The organism is Streptomyces sp. NPDC107562 (genome assembly GCF_055657325.1).
The window spans coordinates 111,385-125,785 of record NZ_JBVKBE010000009.1 but is presented as its reverse complement, the minus strand read 5'-3'; the positions used below and the strand labels follow the sequence as shown (position 1 = coordinate 125,785).

Annotated in this window: 12 protein-coding genes and 2 tRNA genes; 7 read left to right on the top strand and 7 right to left on the bottom strand. The window is 70.9% G+C overall.

Translation table 11 applies throughout. From position 1 onward, the window contains the following. Position 1 precedes the first annotated feature (1 nt). On the bottom strand, positions 2–817 hold the full coding sequence (locus ACZ7LV_RS24360; protein ID WP_471942127.1) for an SOS response-associated peptidase: 816 nt from the start codon (positions 815–817) through the stop codon (positions 2–4). Positions 818–867: 50 nt separating this feature from the next. On the opposite strand from ACZ7LV_RS24360, the gene ACZ7LV_RS24355 reads away from it, so the two are divergent. The 4 genes from ACZ7LV_RS24355 to ACZ7LV_RS24340 all read left to right on the top strand — a co-directional run bounded on the left by ACZ7LV_RS24355 (position 868) and on the right by ACZ7LV_RS24340 (position 4,465). Continuing rightward, complete coding sequence (locus tag ACZ7LV_RS24355; protein WP_401673085.1) at positions 868–1,581, top strand: M50 family metallopeptidase; 714 nt, start codon at positions 868–870, stop codon at positions 1,579–1,581. 86 nt (positions 1,582–1,667) lie between these two features. Then, complete coding sequence (aroA, locus tag ACZ7LV_RS24350; RefSeq protein ID WP_471942125.1) at positions 1,668–2,984, top strand: 3-phosphoshikimate 1-carboxyvinyltransferase; 1,317 nt, start codon at positions 1,668–1,670, stop codon at positions 2,982–2,984. Between the two features lie 10 nt (positions 2,985–2,994). Beyond that, on the top strand, positions 2,995–4,005 hold the full coding sequence (gene rsgA, locus ACZ7LV_RS24345) for a ribosome small subunit-dependent GTPase A (RefSeq protein ID WP_471942123.1): 1,011 nt from the start codon (positions 2,995–2,997) through the stop codon (positions 4,003–4,005). Between the two features lie 136 nt (positions 4,006–4,141). Next, positions 4,142–4,465, top strand: coding sequence for a DMT family transporter (locus tag ACZ7LV_RS24340; protein WP_401673077.1), 324 nt, complete (start codon positions 4,142–4,144; stop codon positions 4,463–4,465). 18 nt (positions 4,466–4,483) lie between these two features. Here ACZ7LV_RS24340 and ACZ7LV_RS24335 read toward each other — a convergent pair whose 3' ends face one another. Further along, a complete protein-coding gene (locus ACZ7LV_RS24335; protein WP_471942121.1) occupies positions 4,484–5,089 on the bottom strand; it encodes a TetR/AcrR family transcriptional regulator in 606 nt (201 codons plus the stop codon). A 211-nt stretch (positions 5,090–5,300) separates the two neighbouring features. Here ACZ7LV_RS24335 and hisN point away from each other — a divergent pair, with 211 nt between their 5' ends. Together hisN and ACZ7LV_RS24325 are read left to right on the top strand one after the other, a co-directional pair. Continuing rightward, the gene (gene hisN, locus ACZ7LV_RS24330; RefSeq protein WP_471942119.1) at positions 5,301–6,101 is read left to right on the top strand and encodes a histidinol-phosphatase; all 801 of its coding nucleotides are present in this window, start codon (positions 5,301–5,303) and stop codon (positions 6,099–6,101) included. 110 nt (positions 6,102–6,211) lie between these two features. Further along, positions 6,212–6,604: a CBS domain-containing protein gene (locus tag ACZ7LV_RS24325; protein ID WP_471942117.1), complete on the top strand. Its 393-nt coding sequence runs from the start codon at positions 6,212–6,214 to the stop codon at positions 6,602–6,604. A 96-nt stretch (positions 6,605–6,700) separates the two neighbouring features. Here ACZ7LV_RS24325 and ACZ7LV_RS24320 read toward each other — a convergent pair whose 3' ends face one another. Next, positions 6,701–8,155: a catalase gene (locus tag ACZ7LV_RS24320; RefSeq protein ID WP_471942446.1), complete on the bottom strand. Its 1,455-nt coding sequence runs from the start codon at positions 8,153–8,155 to the stop codon at positions 6,701–6,703. A 162-nt stretch (positions 8,156–8,317) separates the two neighbouring features. On the opposite strand from ACZ7LV_RS24320, the gene ACZ7LV_RS24315 reads away from it, so the two are divergent. Beyond that, a complete protein-coding gene (locus ACZ7LV_RS24315) occupies positions 8,318–8,734 on the top strand; it encodes a Fur family transcriptional regulator (RefSeq protein ID WP_471942115.1) in 417 nt (138 codons plus the stop codon). A 158-nt stretch (positions 8,735–8,892) separates the two neighbouring features. Here ACZ7LV_RS24315 and ACZ7LV_RS24310 read toward each other — a convergent pair. The 4 genes from ACZ7LV_RS24310 to ACZ7LV_RS24295 form a co-directional block, all read right to left on the bottom strand. After that, positions 8,893–8,966: transfer RNA gene (locus ACZ7LV_RS24310), tRNA-Met, on the bottom strand. A 125-nt stretch (positions 8,967–9,091) separates the two neighbouring features. Then, the gene (locus ACZ7LV_RS24305; protein WP_471942114.1) at positions 9,092–11,011 is read right to left on the bottom strand and encodes a tetratricopeptide repeat protein; all 1,920 of its coding nucleotides are present in this window, start codon (positions 11,009–11,011) and stop codon (positions 9,092–9,094) included. 224 nt (positions 11,012–11,235) lie between these two features. Beyond that, positions 11,236–11,309 (bottom strand) — tRNA-Met (locus ACZ7LV_RS24300). Positions 11,310–11,353: 44 nt separating this feature from the next. Then, positions 11,354–14,329 (bottom strand): UPF0182 family membrane protein, encoded by a 2,976-nt coding sequence (locus ACZ7LV_RS24295; RefSeq protein ID WP_471942444.1) that lies wholly within the window; start codon positions 14,327–14,329, stop codon positions 11,354–11,356. Between the last annotated feature and the right edge of the window lie 72 nt (positions 14,330–14,401).

Below are 14,401 nucleotides of genomic sequence, written 5' to 3'. Positions count from 1 at the left end.
ATCAGAAGAGTGTGCCCTCGACCGGTCCCTCCAGCTCCTTCAGCAGCTCCGGCCCGTTGTTGCGGACGTTGGACACGGCCGTGGTCACCGGGTAGGCCCGCATCCGTCCCGGCGGGGGCGGGGCGAGCAGGTCGCGCAGGTCGTCGGGGTCGGTGCGGGACGGGTCGAGCCAGGCGTCCCAGCGGTCGGGGGTGAGCATCAGCGGCATCCGCGGGTGGATGTCGGCGAGCGTGTGCGGGCCCTCGGCCGGGGACACCGCCAGCGGGTCGCTCTCGGCCTCGGTGGTGATCACCGAGCAGGTGACCCACCAGGCCCGCGGGTGGTCGTCGGGCAGCGTGCGGTCCCGCCAGAACTCGTACAGACCGGCCATCGCGAACACCGAACCGTCGGCGGGCAGCACGAAGTACGGCTGCTTGCGCGGCCGCTTCTTCCTGCCCTCGACCTCCAGCTCCCGTTCCTGCTGCCCGGTGACCCACTCGTAGTAGCCGTCGGCGGGCACGATGCAGCGGCGGGTGGCGAAGGCACGGCGGTAGGCCGGCTTCTCGTGCACCGTCTCGGCACGCGCGTTGATCATCCGTGCGCCGCCCTCGGGCGTCTTGGCCCAGGACGGGACGAGCCCCCACTTCAGTTTGCGCAGCTGCCGAACCGGTCGCGGATCGGCCACGTCCTTCAAGGGACGGTCCAGGACGGCGTAGACCTCCTTGGTGGGCGCCACGTTGAAATCGGGCTCCAGGGTCTCCTCCGGCTCCCACTTCTCGATCTCGAAGATTCCCGCGAGATCCTCGGGTCCACGACTGGCCGCATACCGTCCGCACATACGTGCCACACTGCCAGACCTCCGCCGAACAGAGGGAGCGCCCCGGAAACATGGACAGCACGACAGCCACGTCTCTTTGGGACGAACTCATCGGCAGCCAGCCCGACCCGGACCTGTGGGTCGTCCTCGCGACCCTGGCCGCCGCCGTCGCCGTGGTCGTCCCGCACGGACTGTGGCGGCTCGCCCGCAACGCGATCACCATCGCCCACGAAGGCGGCCACGGCCTGATCGCGCTGTGCACCGGCCGCACCCTGACGGGCATACGCCTGCACTCCGACACCAGCGGACTGACGGTCAGCCGGGGCAAGCCCTACGGCATCGGCATGATCCTCACGGCCGCCGCCGGCTACACCGCTCCCCCGCTGCTCGGCCTCGGCGGTGCCGCGCTGCTCGCCTCCGGGCACATCACGCTGCTGCTGTGGGTGGCGACGGCCCTGCTGGTGGCGATGCTGGTGATGATCCGCAACGCCTACGGCGTGCTGACGGTCGTCCTGGCGGGCGGCTCGTTCCTGCTGGTCTCCTGGCTGGCCGGGCCCCAGGTGCAGGCGGCGTTCGCGTACGTGGTGGTGTGGTTCCTGCTGCTCGGCGGGGTGCGCCCGGCGTTCGAGCTCCAGGCCAAGCGGCGCCGGGGCGGCGCGGGCGACTCCGACGCCGACCAGCTGTCGCGGCTGACACACGTGCCGGCCGGGTTGTGGCTGTTCTTCTTCCACGCGGTCTCGCTGAGCTCGCTGATCGGTGGCGGGCGCTGGCTGCTGGAGGTGTGAGCGGCGCGCGAGGGCGTGCCGGGAACTGCCCGACCAGCCACAACGCACCAGCACCCGATCCCCCGCCGCCCACTAGAGTGGGGCCCATGGCGCAGAACCCCGCAGACACCTCCCTCTGGCCCGCCCCGCACGCGAGCGGAGCCGTCGACGCGACGGTCCATGTGCCCGGATCCAAGTCGGTCACCAACCGCGCCCTGGTGCTCGCCGCCCTCGCCTCCGAGCCCGGCTGGCTGCGCCGCCCGCTGCGCTCCCGCGACACGCTGCTGATGGCCGCCGCCCTGCGGGCGATGGGCGTCGGCATCGAGGAGGGCGTGGGCCCCGACGGCACGGGCGAGGCGTGGCGGGTGCTTCCGGCGGGCCTGCGCGGTCCGGCCACGGTGGACGTCGGCAACGCCGGCACGGTGATGCGCTTCCTGCCGCCGGTCGCCGCGCTCGCCGACGGGCCGATCCGCTTCGACGGCGACCCGAGGTCGTACGAGCGTCCCCTGAACGGCGTCATCGACGCCCTGCGCGTGCTCGGCGCCCGGATCGACGACGACGGTCGCGGCGCGCTGCCGCTGACCGTGCACGGCGGGGGTGCCCTGGACGGCGGCCCGGTCGAGATCGACGCGTCCTCCTCCTCCCAGTTCGTCAGCGCCCTGCTGCTCTCCGGCCCGCGTTTCAACCAGGGCGTAGAGGTCCGCCACATCGGCTCGACCCTGCCGTCCGTGCCGCACATCCGGATGACCGTCGACATGCTCCGCGCGGTCGGCGCGCAGGTCGACACCCCGGAGGCGGGCGGGGAGCCCGACGTCTGGCGGGTCACGCCGGGTGCCCTGCTCGGCCGGGACCTGACGATCGAGCCGGATCTGTCCAACGCCCAGCCGTTCCTCGCGGCGGCCCTGGTCACCGGCGGCAAGGTGCTGATCCCGGACTGGCCGTCCCGCACCACCCAGCCCGGCGACCGGCTGCGCGAGATCTTCACCGCGATGGGCGGCTCCTGCGAACTGACGGAGTACGGCCTGGTCCTCACCGGATCGGGCGCGGTCCACGGCATCGACGTGGACCTCGGCGACGTCGGCGAGCTGACCCCCGGCGTCGCGGCGGTCGCCGCGCTCGCCGACTCCCCCTCCACGCTGCGCGGCGTGGCGCACCTGCGGCTGCACGAGACGGACCGGCTGGCCGCGCTCACCAAGGAGATCAACGCGCTCGGCGGTGACGTCACCGAGACCGCCGACGGCCTGCACATCCGCCCGCGCCGCCTGCACGGGGGGATCTTCCACACGTACGAGGACCATCGCATGGCCACCGCCGGCGCGATCATCGGCCTGGCGGTGGAGGGCGTGCAGATCGAGAACGTGGCGACGACGGCGAAGACCCTGCCGGACTTCCCCGACCTGTGGACCGGGATGCTCGGGGCCTAGGGGTCACGCCATGCGCCGCTACGGCAAGCACACCGACGAGGACGACATCCGCGCCCGCCCCAACCGCAAGGGCAACCGGCCGCGTACGCACATCCGCCCCAAGCACGAGGACGCGGCCGAGGGCATGGTCCTCACCGTCGACCGCGGCCGCCTGACCTGCCTGGTCGAGGACACCGTGGTCATGGCCATGAAGGCCCGCGAGCTGGGCCGCAAGGCCGCGGTGGTCGGCGACCGGGTCGCCCTGGTCGGGGACCTGTCCGGCAAGAAGGACACGCTGGCGCGGATCGTGCGCATCGCCGAGCGCACCTCGGTGCTGCGCCGCACCGCGGACGACGACGACCCCTACGAGCGGGTGGTCGTCGCCAACGCCGACCAGCTCGCCATCGTCACCGCCCTCGCCGACCCCGAGCCGCGCCCGCGCCTGATCGACCGCTGCCTGGTCGCGGCGTACGACGGCGGTCTGGAACCGCTCCTGGTGCTGACCAAGTCGGACCTCGCCCCGCCGGACAAGATCCTCGAACTGTACGGCGACCTCGACATCCCCTACGTCGTCACCAGCCGCGAGGAGCTGGCGAACGGCGACGCGGCGGAGCGGGTGTTCGCGCAGCTGGACGGGAGGGTCACGGCCTTCGTCGGGCACTCCGGCGTCGGCAAGACCACCCTCGTCAACGCCCTGGTACCGAAGGAGCGGCGGCGCACGACCGGGCATGTGAACGCGGTGACCGGGCGGGGCCGGCACACCACCACGTCCGCGCTCGCCCTCCCGCTGGACGGCACGGACGGCTGGGTGATCGACACCCCGGGCGTCCGGTCGTTCGGACTCGCGCACGTCGACCCGTCCCGGGTCATCCACGCCTTCCCCGACCTGGAGCCGGGCACGGAGGGCTGCCCGCGCGCGTGCAGTCACGACGAGCCGGACTGCGCGCTGGACCAGTGGGTGGCCGACGGGCACGCCGACCCCGCCCGGCTGTACTCGCTGCGGCGGCTGCTGGCGACGCGGGAGCAGCCGGAAGGTGACTGACGTTTCCGCTGTTTCTCTTCACGCGGGGTTTGTCCGGGGGCGGCTTCGGTAAGGGCATAATCGCAAAAGCCGGATGCCAACCCTGACAAACGCCGACAAGCGGTCACAGTACGTGGAGAAACGGGGAGGACAGCACATGGCGTGGCTGCTGGTCATCGTGGCCGGGTTGCTGGAAACCGGCTTCGCGGTCTGCCTGAAGCTCTCGCACGGCTTCACCCGGCTCTGGCCGACCATCGCGTTCGCCGTCTTCGCGCTCGGCAGCTTCGGCCTGCTGACGCTCGCGCTGCGGAAGCTCGACGTGGGTCCCGCCTACGCGGTGTGGACCGGCATCGGCGCGGCGGGGACGGCCATCTACGGCATGGTCTTCCTGGGCGACCTCGTCTCCACGCTGAAGATCGTCTCGATCAGCCTGGTCATCATCGGCGTCATCGGCCTCCAGCTCTCCGGCTCGTCCCACTGAGCCCTTCGCAGCGCCGCCTCACACCGTCCGGCGGAGCAGCGCGCCGCGCACCAGGTCCCCGACGCCGCCCTCACCGGGCGGCGCCGCCACGCAGGACAGCGCGAGCCGGACGACCAGTTCGCAGGCGCGGGCCAGGTCGGCGGCTTCCGTCGGGGGCGCGCCCGGTCCGCCGAGCACCGTCACGGCGCGGTCGCGGACCAGCGCCACGAAGTCGCCGGGCGACGGCAGCGCCCCGTCCGCCCGCCGTTGCGCGGGGACCGCGGAGGAGGACGGCACCGCCGACAGCGTGGGAGAGGGCAGCCGTTCGCTCCAGCAGCCGGTCAGCAGGGCACGGACGAGCACGTTGTCGCGGGCCGCGGAGGCGGTCCACTCGGCGGTCGCCGTCAGACGGTCGCGGGCGTCGCCCTGCGTGACGAGGGCCCGTTCGACGCCGGCGAGGTAGCCGTCGGCCTCGCGGCGCACCAGGGCTCTGGCCAGCCCTTCCTTGCTGCCGAACTCGTTGTACAGCGTCTGCCGGGACACGCCGGCCGCCGCGGCCACGTCCACCATCCGCACGGCGGCCCACGGCCGCCGCGCGAGTGCCGTGGAGGCGGCGTCCAGCAGGGATTCCCGGGCAGCAGGCATCGTCGCCTCCCTGGGGGGACGGACACTGCGCCCAGATTTGACGCGTACGCGAGCACTGTCAAGGGTTCGCGCAGGTCGTCCGGGGTGGAGGTCTCGGTCGGTGTCCTCGCGCCGGGGCACGCGCTCCCGCCGTGCGCCCGCCGTTCGCCGCAACTCGCCACCACCTCCCCCCTGTAGCTCCGCACGGACCATGACAGATACGGTTCGTCACATGCCCGACTATCTCGACGACCTGCGTCTGGCCCACGTCCTCGCGGACGCCGCCGACGCCGCGACGACGGACCGCTTCAAGGCCCTCGACCTCAAGGTCGAGACCAAGCCCGACATGACGCCGGTCACCGAGGCCGACCGGGCGGCCGAGGAGCTCATCCGGGGCCACCTCCAGCGGGCCCGACCACGCGACGCGGTCCTCGGCGAGGAGTACGGCGTCGAGGGCACGGGCCCCCGCCGCTGGGTCATCGACCCCATCGACGGCACCAAGAACTACGTGCGCGGGGTCCCCGTCTGGGCGACCCTGATCTCCCTGATGGAGGCGGCGGAGGGGGGCTACCAGCCCGTCGTCGGCCTGGTCTCCGCCCCGGCCCTCGGCCGCCGCTGGTGGGCGGCGAAGGGCAACGGCGCCTTCAGCGGCCGCAGCCTCACCTCCGCGAGCCGGCTCCAGGTCTCCCGCGTCTCCAAGCTGTCCGACGCCTCCTTCGCGTACTCCTCCCTCTCCGGCTGGGAGGAGCAGGGTCGCCTGGGCGGCTTCCTGGACCTCGGCCGCGAGGTGTGGCGCACGCGCGCGTACGGCGACTTCTGGCCCTACATGATGGTCGCGGAGGGGTCCGTCGACATGTGCGCGGAGCCGGAGCTGTCCCTGTGGGACATGGCCGCCAACGCGATCATCGTCACCGAGGCGGGCGGCACCTTCACCGGCCTGGACGGCCGCCCGGGCCCGCACAGCGGCAACGCCGCCGCGTCGAACGGCGTGCTGCACGACGAACTGCTGGGCTACCTCAACCAGCGGTACTGAACGCGCACTTGTTGACCCGTGCTTTACCTGCCACTCTGAAAGTCCCCCCGATTGTGAATTTGTGAAACGATGAACAAACGGCGGGGACACACCAGGAGGTGGCTCCATCCATGCTCGTACGTGACGCCATGAGCACAGTCGTCCTCACCATCGGCCCCACCCACACCCTGCGCCAGGCCGCCGCACTGATGTCCGCCCGCAGAGTGGGCGCGGCCGTCGTCCACGACCCCGACGCCGGCGGCATCGGCATCCTCACCGAACGCGACATCCTGAACTCCGTGGGCCTCGGCCAGGACCCCGACACCGAACTCGCCCACGACCACACGACCACGGACGTGGTGTTCGCCGCCCCGTCGTGGACCTTGGAGGAGGCGGCCCGCGCGATGGCGCACGGCGGCTTCCGGCACCTGATCGTCCTGGACGGCGGCGAACCCACCGGCATCGTCTCGGTCCGCGACATCATCCGCTGCTGGGCACCCCTGCGGCAGCAGGTCCCCGCGTGAACACGGGGGCACCGGGCACCTGAGCACACGAACGGGCCGGGTCTCCCGAGGGAGACCCGGCCCGTTTCCCCGGCAAGCGGTCCAGTGCTGGTGGTGTCAGCCGCGCAGGGCCTGGACTGCGGCCTCCAGCCGCTTGCCGAAGTCGGCGTCCGCCCGGCGGAAGTTGTCGATCGCCCGCGCGGCGATGTCGTCGCGCGAGACGCCGGAGATCGCACCGGCCAGGTTGGCGATCAGACGCTCCTGCTCGTCCGCCGACATCAGCCGGTAGAGGTTGCCCGCCTGGACGAAGTCGTCGTCCTCGGCGTGCACCGGGGTCGGGTGGTTGCCGGTGCCGCCGGCGAAGCCGTCGAACGGCTCCCACAGCGCGCGCCCGGTCTGCGCCGGCCCCCCGAAGCTGTTCGGCTCGTAGTTCTTCGCACCGCCGTGGCGGCCGTCGTACAGGAAGCCGTCGCGGGAGTTGGTGCGCGCCTCGGTGGCGTGCGGACGGTTCACCGGCAGGTGGTCGGCGTTGATGCCGACGCGGTAGCGATGGGCGTCGCCGTAGGCGAAGAGGCGGCCCTGGAGCATCTTGTCCGGCGAGGGGCCGATGCCGGGCACGAAGTGGGCGGGGCTGAAGATCGACTGCTCGACCTCGGCGAAGACGTTGCGCGGGTTGCGGTTGAGCTCCAGCTTGCCGATCTCGACGACCGGGTAGTCCGCGTGGGGCCACACCTTGGTCAGGTCGAACGGGTTGAAGCGGTACGTCGCCGCGTCGGCCGCCGGCATGATCTGCACACCCACGGTCCAGGACGGGTACTCGCCCCGCTCGATGGACTCGCGCAGGTCGCGCTGGTGGGAGTCGGGGTCCTGGCCCGCGAGGACCTCCGCCTCCCGCGCCGTGAGGTTCTTGATCCCCTGGTCGGTCTTGAAGTGGTACTTGACCCAGAAGACCTCGCCGGCCTCGTTGTTCCACTGGAAGGTGTGCGAACCGAAGCCGTCCATGTGACGGTACGAGGCGGGGATGCCACGGTCGCCGAACAGCCAGGTCACCTGGTGCGTGGACTCGGGGGACAGGCTCCAGAAGTCCCAGACGTTGTCCGCCTCCTGCGAGCCGGTGTACGGGTCGCGCTTCTGGGTGTGGATGAAGTCCGGGAACTTGATGGCGTCCCTGACGAAGAAGACCGGGGTGTTGTTGCCGACGAGGTCGTAGTTGCCCTCCTCGGTGTAGAACTTCAGCGAGAAGCCGCGCGGGTCACGGACGGCGTCCGCCGCGCCGAGGTTGCCGGCCACCGTCGAGAACCGGAGGAAGACCTCGGTCTGCTTGCCGGGCTCCGAGAGGAACGTGGCCCGTGTGTACGGGGTGACGTCGGCGGTCACGGTGAACGTGCCGTAGGCCCCGGCGCCACGGGCGTGCACGACACGCTCCGGGATGCGCTCACGGTTGAAGTGGGCCAGCTTCTCCAGCAGCAGCTGGTCCTGGACGAGGACGGGGCCGCCCGCGCCCGCGGTCTCGCTGTTCTGGTTGTCGGCGACCGGAGCTCCGGCCTCCGTCGTGAGCGGTCCCTGGGTCACGTACGCCTCCTGCGTCACTCTTGCGTCTTCCAGCTGCATGGCCGATTCCTGTCCTTCGACCAGAGCCGAACTCGATCCTACAATGGACTTTGTCTAAGTCAAGCACAGCTCCAAAGTCACACCTGTTCGGAATTTATTCCGCTTGCTGCTAAGGTGGTTGTCATGAGTGACCTTCTGGACCGGCTGCGCGGACGCGGATGGCGGATGACCGCGCAGCGGCGCGTCGTGGCCGAGGTCCTCGACGGCGAACACGTCCATCTGACGGCCGACGAGGTGCACGCCAGGGCTGTCGCGAAGCTGCCCGAGATCTCCCGGGCCACCGTGTACAACACGCTGGGCGAGCTGGTCTCCCTCGGTGAGGTGCTCGAGGTCAGCACGGACAAGCGTGCCAAGCGCTACGACCCGAACGCCCGCCAGCCGCACCACCACCTGGTCTGCGCCCGGTGCGGCGCGATCCGCGACGTCCACCCCACGGGCAACCCGCTGGCCGACCTCCCCGACTCGGAGCGCTTCGGCTTCGCGGTCTCGGACGTCGAAGTGACCTATCGCGGTGTGTGCCCGAACTGCGCCGCGGCGTAAGCCTGCGCCGTTTCGCCGCTTCCACTGTTTTCGCCCTGCTGAGCAAGCCCCCGGCGCCGATCGGCCGCCGGGGGCTTGCTGTTGTGCTGAGACGCGGGCGCCCGCACCAACACCAAGGGCCGGAGTCCAGTGACTGGACTCCGGCCCTTGGCCTTCAGTAGCGGGGACAGGATTTGAACCTGCGACCTCTGGGTTATGAGCCCAGCGAGCTACCGAGCTGCTCCACCCCGCGTCGGTGAATGCAACGTTACGTCAAGGACGCGGACAGAAGCAAATCACTTGAGAAGGCTGGACCGGGGAGGGGCCTGCGCGGCAGCGACGGCGCCCGCCCCGGCAGCGACGGCGCCCGCCCCGCCCTCAGGCCGACAGTTCCTCCCGCAGGGCGTCCCGCAGCCGCGCCGCCCGTTCGGCGACCTCAGCCGGCCCCAGCGTCACCGCGCGATCAGCCCAGCGCTGCCCCTCGGCCAGCTCCCCACGGCGCGCGTAGACGAGGGCGAGCCGCAACGCCGCCCGCCCGTGCCCCGCGTCGGCCGCCCGGGTCCACCACACCGCCGCCTCCGGCTCACTGCCCTCCCGCGCCAGCAGCAGCCCCAGGTTGAACGCCCCGTTCCGCGATCCCGCCTCGGCCGCCTCCCGGTACCACCGGGCCGCCTCGACGACGTCACCCCGGGCGGCCGCGAGCATGCCGACCCGCACCTGCGCCCGCCGGTGCCCCTGCGTCGCGGCACGCTCGTACCACTCCTCGCACTCGGACTTCTCGTGCGACGGCTCCCCCAGCTCGTGCGGCGACACCGGCGGCCGCCGGGCGTCGAGCACCGCCGCCAGCCGGTACGCCGCCTCGGCGCTGCCGCCCCCCGCCGCGCACCGCAGGTGCCGCTCCGCCTCGCGCTCGTCCCCCTCCCGCAGCCGTGCCATCCCGACCTGCAGGGCCGCCTCGATGTGCCCGGCGGCCGCCGCCCGCTCGTACCAGCGCAGGGCGGCCCGGTCCTCGCCCCGCTTGGCGTGCAGGATCCCCAGGTTGAAGGCGGCGTCGACACTCCCCGCCTCGGCCGCCTTGGAGAACCAGGGCTCCGCCCCGCTCTCGTCGCCCTCCTGGAGCAGCAGGATCGCCAGCGCGTTGGCCGCCTCCCGGTGTCCGGCGTAGGCGGCGCGCCGGTACCACTGCTCGGCCTGCGTGATCCGCTTCTGTGCGGCGCAGAGCAGCCCGAGGTTGTACGCCCCGTTCACGTCACCGGCGTCCAGGGCCGCTCGGTACCACCGCTCGGCGGTCTGCGTCTCGCCCCGCTCGGCGTGCAGCGCGCCCAGCGCGTTCGCCGCGTTGCCGTCGCCGTCCTGTGCGGCACGCAGCCACCACACGGCGGCGCTCTCCTCGTCCCCGGCGTCCCGCAGCAGGAACCCGAGCGCGCAGGCGGCCCGCGCCTCCCCGTCCTTGGCGGACGTCAGGTACCAGCGCCCGGCCTCCTTCAGCTCCCCGCGCTTCTCCAGGATCGCCCCCAGGTGGAGCGCGGCCCGGCGATGCCCGCGCGCGGCGGCCTGCCGGTACCACTGCTCGGCCTCCTCCTGCGCGAGGACCTCCGCGCGAGCACCCGGCGAGGCACTCGCGCCAGCGCCCGCGGAGGCGGCGGGCACGACGACGGCCCCACCGCCGGACCTGCCGCTGAATCCGCCCGTGCTCACGACACCGTTGTCGGCCCCGGCCCCGCCCTCGCGCAGCCCTCGGCGATCAAGCGTGCGAGCCAGGCGGTACGCGGCCTCCCGGTGCCCCCGCTCGGCGGCGACCCGCATCCACTGCTCGGCGCCCCCGTCCGCCCGGTGCTCCAGCAGGTCGGCCAGCGCGTACGCCCCGAGGACGTGGCCCTGCTCGGCCGACTGCCGCAGCCAGTACTCGGCGGCCGGCTCGTCGCCCCGCTCCCGGTGATGCCGCCCGAGGGCGTGCGCGGCGGCCGCGCTGCCCGCGACGGCGGCGATCCGCCACCAGCCGGCGGCCTCGTCGGCGTATCCCCGCTGGTGCAGCAGGACGCCCAGATTGTTCGCGGCGGCGCGGTCGCCCTCGGCGGTCGCGGCGCGCAGATGGGGTTCGGCTCCGTCGAGATCGCCGCGGCGCAGCAGCATGGCCCCGAGGACGCTCATCGCCTCGACGTCACCGGCCTCGGCGGCGAGCCGCTGACGCGCCTCCTCGACCGCCTCGCCCGTTTCGTCCCGGGTCTCCTCCTGGCCGGCAGACTGCACAAATCGCCCTGTCTCGAACAGAGTTGCCTTGTCCCCCATAACGTCCATCGTCGCACCACCTGCAACCTGGGTACACCTCGTATACCGCAGCCAGTGAGGTCACTTCAGCGTTTTGTCGACATGCCCACAGAGAGACAAGTCAAACACAGATCCCCCAACTCCCCACGGCGGCACGGCGATATGGCCCGTCGGCACATGCGTTCGCACACCACGAAGGCCCGGATCCTTGGAGGATCCGGGCCTTCGCTTGGCCGACGTCACGTCGACTTCAGTAGCGGGGACAGGATTTGAACCTGCGACCTCTGGGTTATGAGCCCAGCGAGCTACCGAGCTGCTCCACCCCGCGCCGTTGTTCTGCAACCGTATCACGACGCGGGAGGAGCTTTTCGATCAGCTGCTCTGTGGACTTCCGCTCGGGCTCGGACTGCCACTCGGGCTCGGGCTGCCGCTCGGGCTCGGGCTGCTGGTGGCACCACCGGAACCGGCGCCGCCACCGCCGGCCCGCGACTGTGCCTCCTCGGCCCGCCGCAGCGCCGCCTCCAGGTCCTCCTGGGCGCGGCCGTACGCCTCCCAGTCGCCGTTCTTGAGCGCCTCCTGGCCGGTCTCGAAGGCCTTCTGGGCGTCGTTGAGCGCCTCCTGGACCGTCGGGTTGTCGCTCGTCGGCGGTGGCGTGGTGGTGCCGTCGTCCTCGCCGGGTTCCTCCGGTGGCGGCGGGGTCGAACCCTGCGCCCCGAACACCTTGTTGAGGGCCTCGTCGAGGGTGTCCTCGAAGGCGGTGTTGCCGCCGTAGCTCACCAGCACCTTGCGCAGCAGCGGGTACTGGAGTCCGCCACCACGGACGTACACCGGCTCCACGTACAGCAGTCCGCCGTCCAGCGGCACCGTGAGGAGGTTGCCGTACTCCACCTCCGAGTCGCCGCCTCTCAGCAGCCGGATGGATTCGGCGATGTCCTGCTCGGAGTTGAACTGGCTCTGGACCTGCTTGGGTCCGTTGACCGTCGTGCTCGTCGGCAGTTTCAGGATTCTGATCTTGCCGTAGTCGCTCTTGCCCGCCTCGGCGTCGACCGCCATGAACGCGCTCAGGTTGTCGCGGCCGTTGGGCGTGAACGTCGTCGTCAGCGAGAACGCCTGATCCGCCTGGTCGGGCATCCGCATGCTGAGGTAGTACGGCGGTACCGCGTCGCCCGACTTGTTGGTCGGGTCGTCCGGCACCTGCCACACCTCGCTGCCGCTGAGGAAGGTGTCGGCGTCCTTGACGTGGTAGCGGGTCAGCAGCTCACGCTGGACCTTGAACAGGTCCTGCGGGTACCGCATATGAGCCATCAGGGCCGACGAGATCTCGGACTTGGGCTCGACGGTGTCCGGGAAGGCCTTCATCCAGGTCTTCAGGACCGGGTCCTGGGTGTCCCACTGGTAGAGCTTGACCTCACCGGTGTACGCGTCGACGGTCGCCTTCACCGAGTTGCGGATGTAGTTGACCTGGTTCTGCTGGGCCACCACCGCGCGCTGGTCGTTGGTCGCGGTCAGCGAGTCGGCGGTGGTGTCACCGAGGGTCGTACGCGAGGCGTACGGGTATCCGTTCGTCGTCGTGTACGCGTCGACGATCCACTGGATCCGGTTGTTGACGACCGCGGGGTAGGCGTCGCCGTCGATGGTCAGCCACGGGGCGACCGCCTCCACGCGCTGCTTCGGCGTGCGGTTGTACAGGATCCGCGAACCGTCGCCGATCGCGCCCGAGTAGAGGATCTGCGGCTCGTTGAGCGAGACGGCGTAGGCGGCCCGGTTTATCGGGTTCTCGAGGTTGACGCCGCTCTTGCCCTCGTAGCTGTAGGTCTTCTCACCGCTGTCGTCGGAGTAGTCGATCTCCTTCTGGGGACCGCCGACGATCGAGTAGGTGTTGGTCTTCTCGCCGTAGTAGATCCGCTGCTCGTACGAGCCGAGTTGGCCCTTGGACGGCAGGTCGGACTCGGTGAAGACCGGGCGGCCCTCGGTGTCCACGGAGGTGCCCTTGGCGGCGACCGCGCCGTAGCCGTGGGTGTAGCGGAAGTGGTTGTTGATCCAGTTCTTCTTGTCGATGCCCGCGTAGTTCAGCTCGCGCAGACCGATGACCGTGTCCTGCTCCTTGCCGCCCGCGCCATAGCGGTCGACGTCCAGGTTGGTCGGGAAGGCGTAGTACTTCCGCATCTGCTGGAGCTGCTGGAAGGTCGGCGAGATGATGTTGGGGTCCATGATGCGGATGCTCGCCGTGGAGTCGACGTCGTCCCGCAGCTTGGTGGTGTCCTTGGTGTCGGCCGTGCCCGAGTACTCGGTGACCTGGGTGCCGTCGATGCCGTACGCCTCACGCGTGGCCGCGAGGTTCTTCTCGACGTACGGGGCTTCCTTGGCCTGCTCGTTCGGCTGGACCTGGAACTTCTGCACGATCGCCGGGTACAGCCCGCCGATCAGGATCGCGGACAGCACCATCAGGCCGAAGCCGATCAGCGGCAGCTGCCAGGTGCGCCGCCAGATCGTGGAGAAGAACAGCAGGGCGCAGATGACGGCGATGCAGAAGAGGATCGTCTTGGCCGGCAGGTAGGCGTTGGCGTCGACGTACCGCAGGCCCGTCCAGTTGTCCGTGGCCTTGAAGTCGCTGGACTTGACCGCCAGGCCGTACCGGTCGAGCCAGTAGGCGACCGCCTTCAGCGCGACGAAGATTCCGATGAGCACCGACAGATGTCCGGTCGCGGCGGCCGTGGCACGCGCGCCCGGGCTGGTGACCCGCAGCCCGCCGTACAGGTAGTGCGTGAGCGCGGCGGCGATCAGCGAGAGGATCGCTGCGGCAAAGCCGAAGCCGAGCATGAACCGGTACCAGGGCAGATCGAAAGCGTAGAAGGCGACGTCCAGATCGAACTGCGGGTCCTTCTGTCCGAAGGGCACGCCGTTGACCCACATCAGCCAGGTGCGCCACTGACCGGAGGCGGAGGCACCGGCGATCAGGCCCACCAGGGCGGTGATCGCGAACAGCAGCCACTTCTTGTACGGCGCGATGCTCATCCGGTAGCGGTCGAGGCTCTGCTGCTCCATCGACATCGCGCTCAGCGGCGGGCGCAGCCGGTGGGCCAGCCAGATGTTGAACCCGACGGCCAGGGCCATCAGCAGCCCGAAGACGAAGAAGAGGCCGATCTTGGTCGTCAGCGTGGTGGTGAAGACGGACGAGTACTTCACCGACCGGTACCAGAGCCAGTCCGTCCAGAAGCCCGCGAACATGGTGAACGCCATGGCGAGCACGGCAAGGACACCCAGTGTCATGAGCAGGGTCCGGACACGCCGGGACGGGCGGCCCACTCTGATCCGTGGCCCCGTCGGGCCTCCGCCGCGGTCCGGCATCTGGAAAGCCAAGGTGGCACCTCGAAAATCGCTGTTGGTCTGTCGGGCCCCCGTTTTCGTGGGCCGTTTCGG

Coding starts and splice junctions, on each gene's coding strand:
- ACZ7LV_RS24325 (WP_471942117.1), top strand. CDS start 6,212: ATGCTCGTACGTGACGCCATGAGCACAGTCGTCCTCACCATCGGCCCC.
- ACZ7LV_RS24360 (WP_471942127.1), bottom strand. CDS start 817: ATGTGCGGACGGTATGCGGCCAGTCGTGGACCCGAGGATCTCGCGGGA.
- rsgA (WP_471942123.1), top strand. CDS start 2,995: ATGCGCCGCTACGGCAAGCACACCGACGAGGACGACATCCGCGCCCGC.
- ACZ7LV_RS24355 (WP_401673085.1), top strand. CDS start 868: ATGGACAGCACGACAGCCACGTCTCTTTGGGACGAACTCATCGGCAGC.
- hisN (WP_471942119.1), top strand. CDS start 5,301: ATGCCCGACTATCTCGACGACCTGCGTCTGGCCCACGTCCTCGCGGAC.
- ACZ7LV_RS24315 (WP_471942115.1), top strand. CDS start 8,318: ATGAGTGACCTTCTGGACCGGCTGCGCGGACGCGGATGGCGGATGACC.
- ACZ7LV_RS24340 (WP_401673077.1), top strand. CDS start 4,142: ATGGCGTGGCTGCTGGTCATCGTGGCCGGGTTGCTGGAAACCGGCTTC.
- ACZ7LV_RS24295 (WP_471942444.1), bottom strand. CDS start 14,329: ATGCCGGACCGCGGCGGAGGCCCGACGGGGCCACGGATCAGAGTGGGC.
- aroA (WP_471942125.1), top strand. CDS start 1,668: ATGGCGCAGAACCCCGCAGACACCTCCCTCTGGCCCGCCCCGCACGCG.
- ACZ7LV_RS24305 (WP_471942114.1), bottom strand. CDS start 11,011: ATGGACGTTATGGGGGACAAGGCAACTCTGTTCGAGACAGGGCGATTT.
- ACZ7LV_RS24335 (WP_471942121.1), bottom strand. CDS start 5,089: ATGCCTGCTGCCCGGGAATCCCTGCTGGACGCCGCCTCCACGGCACTC.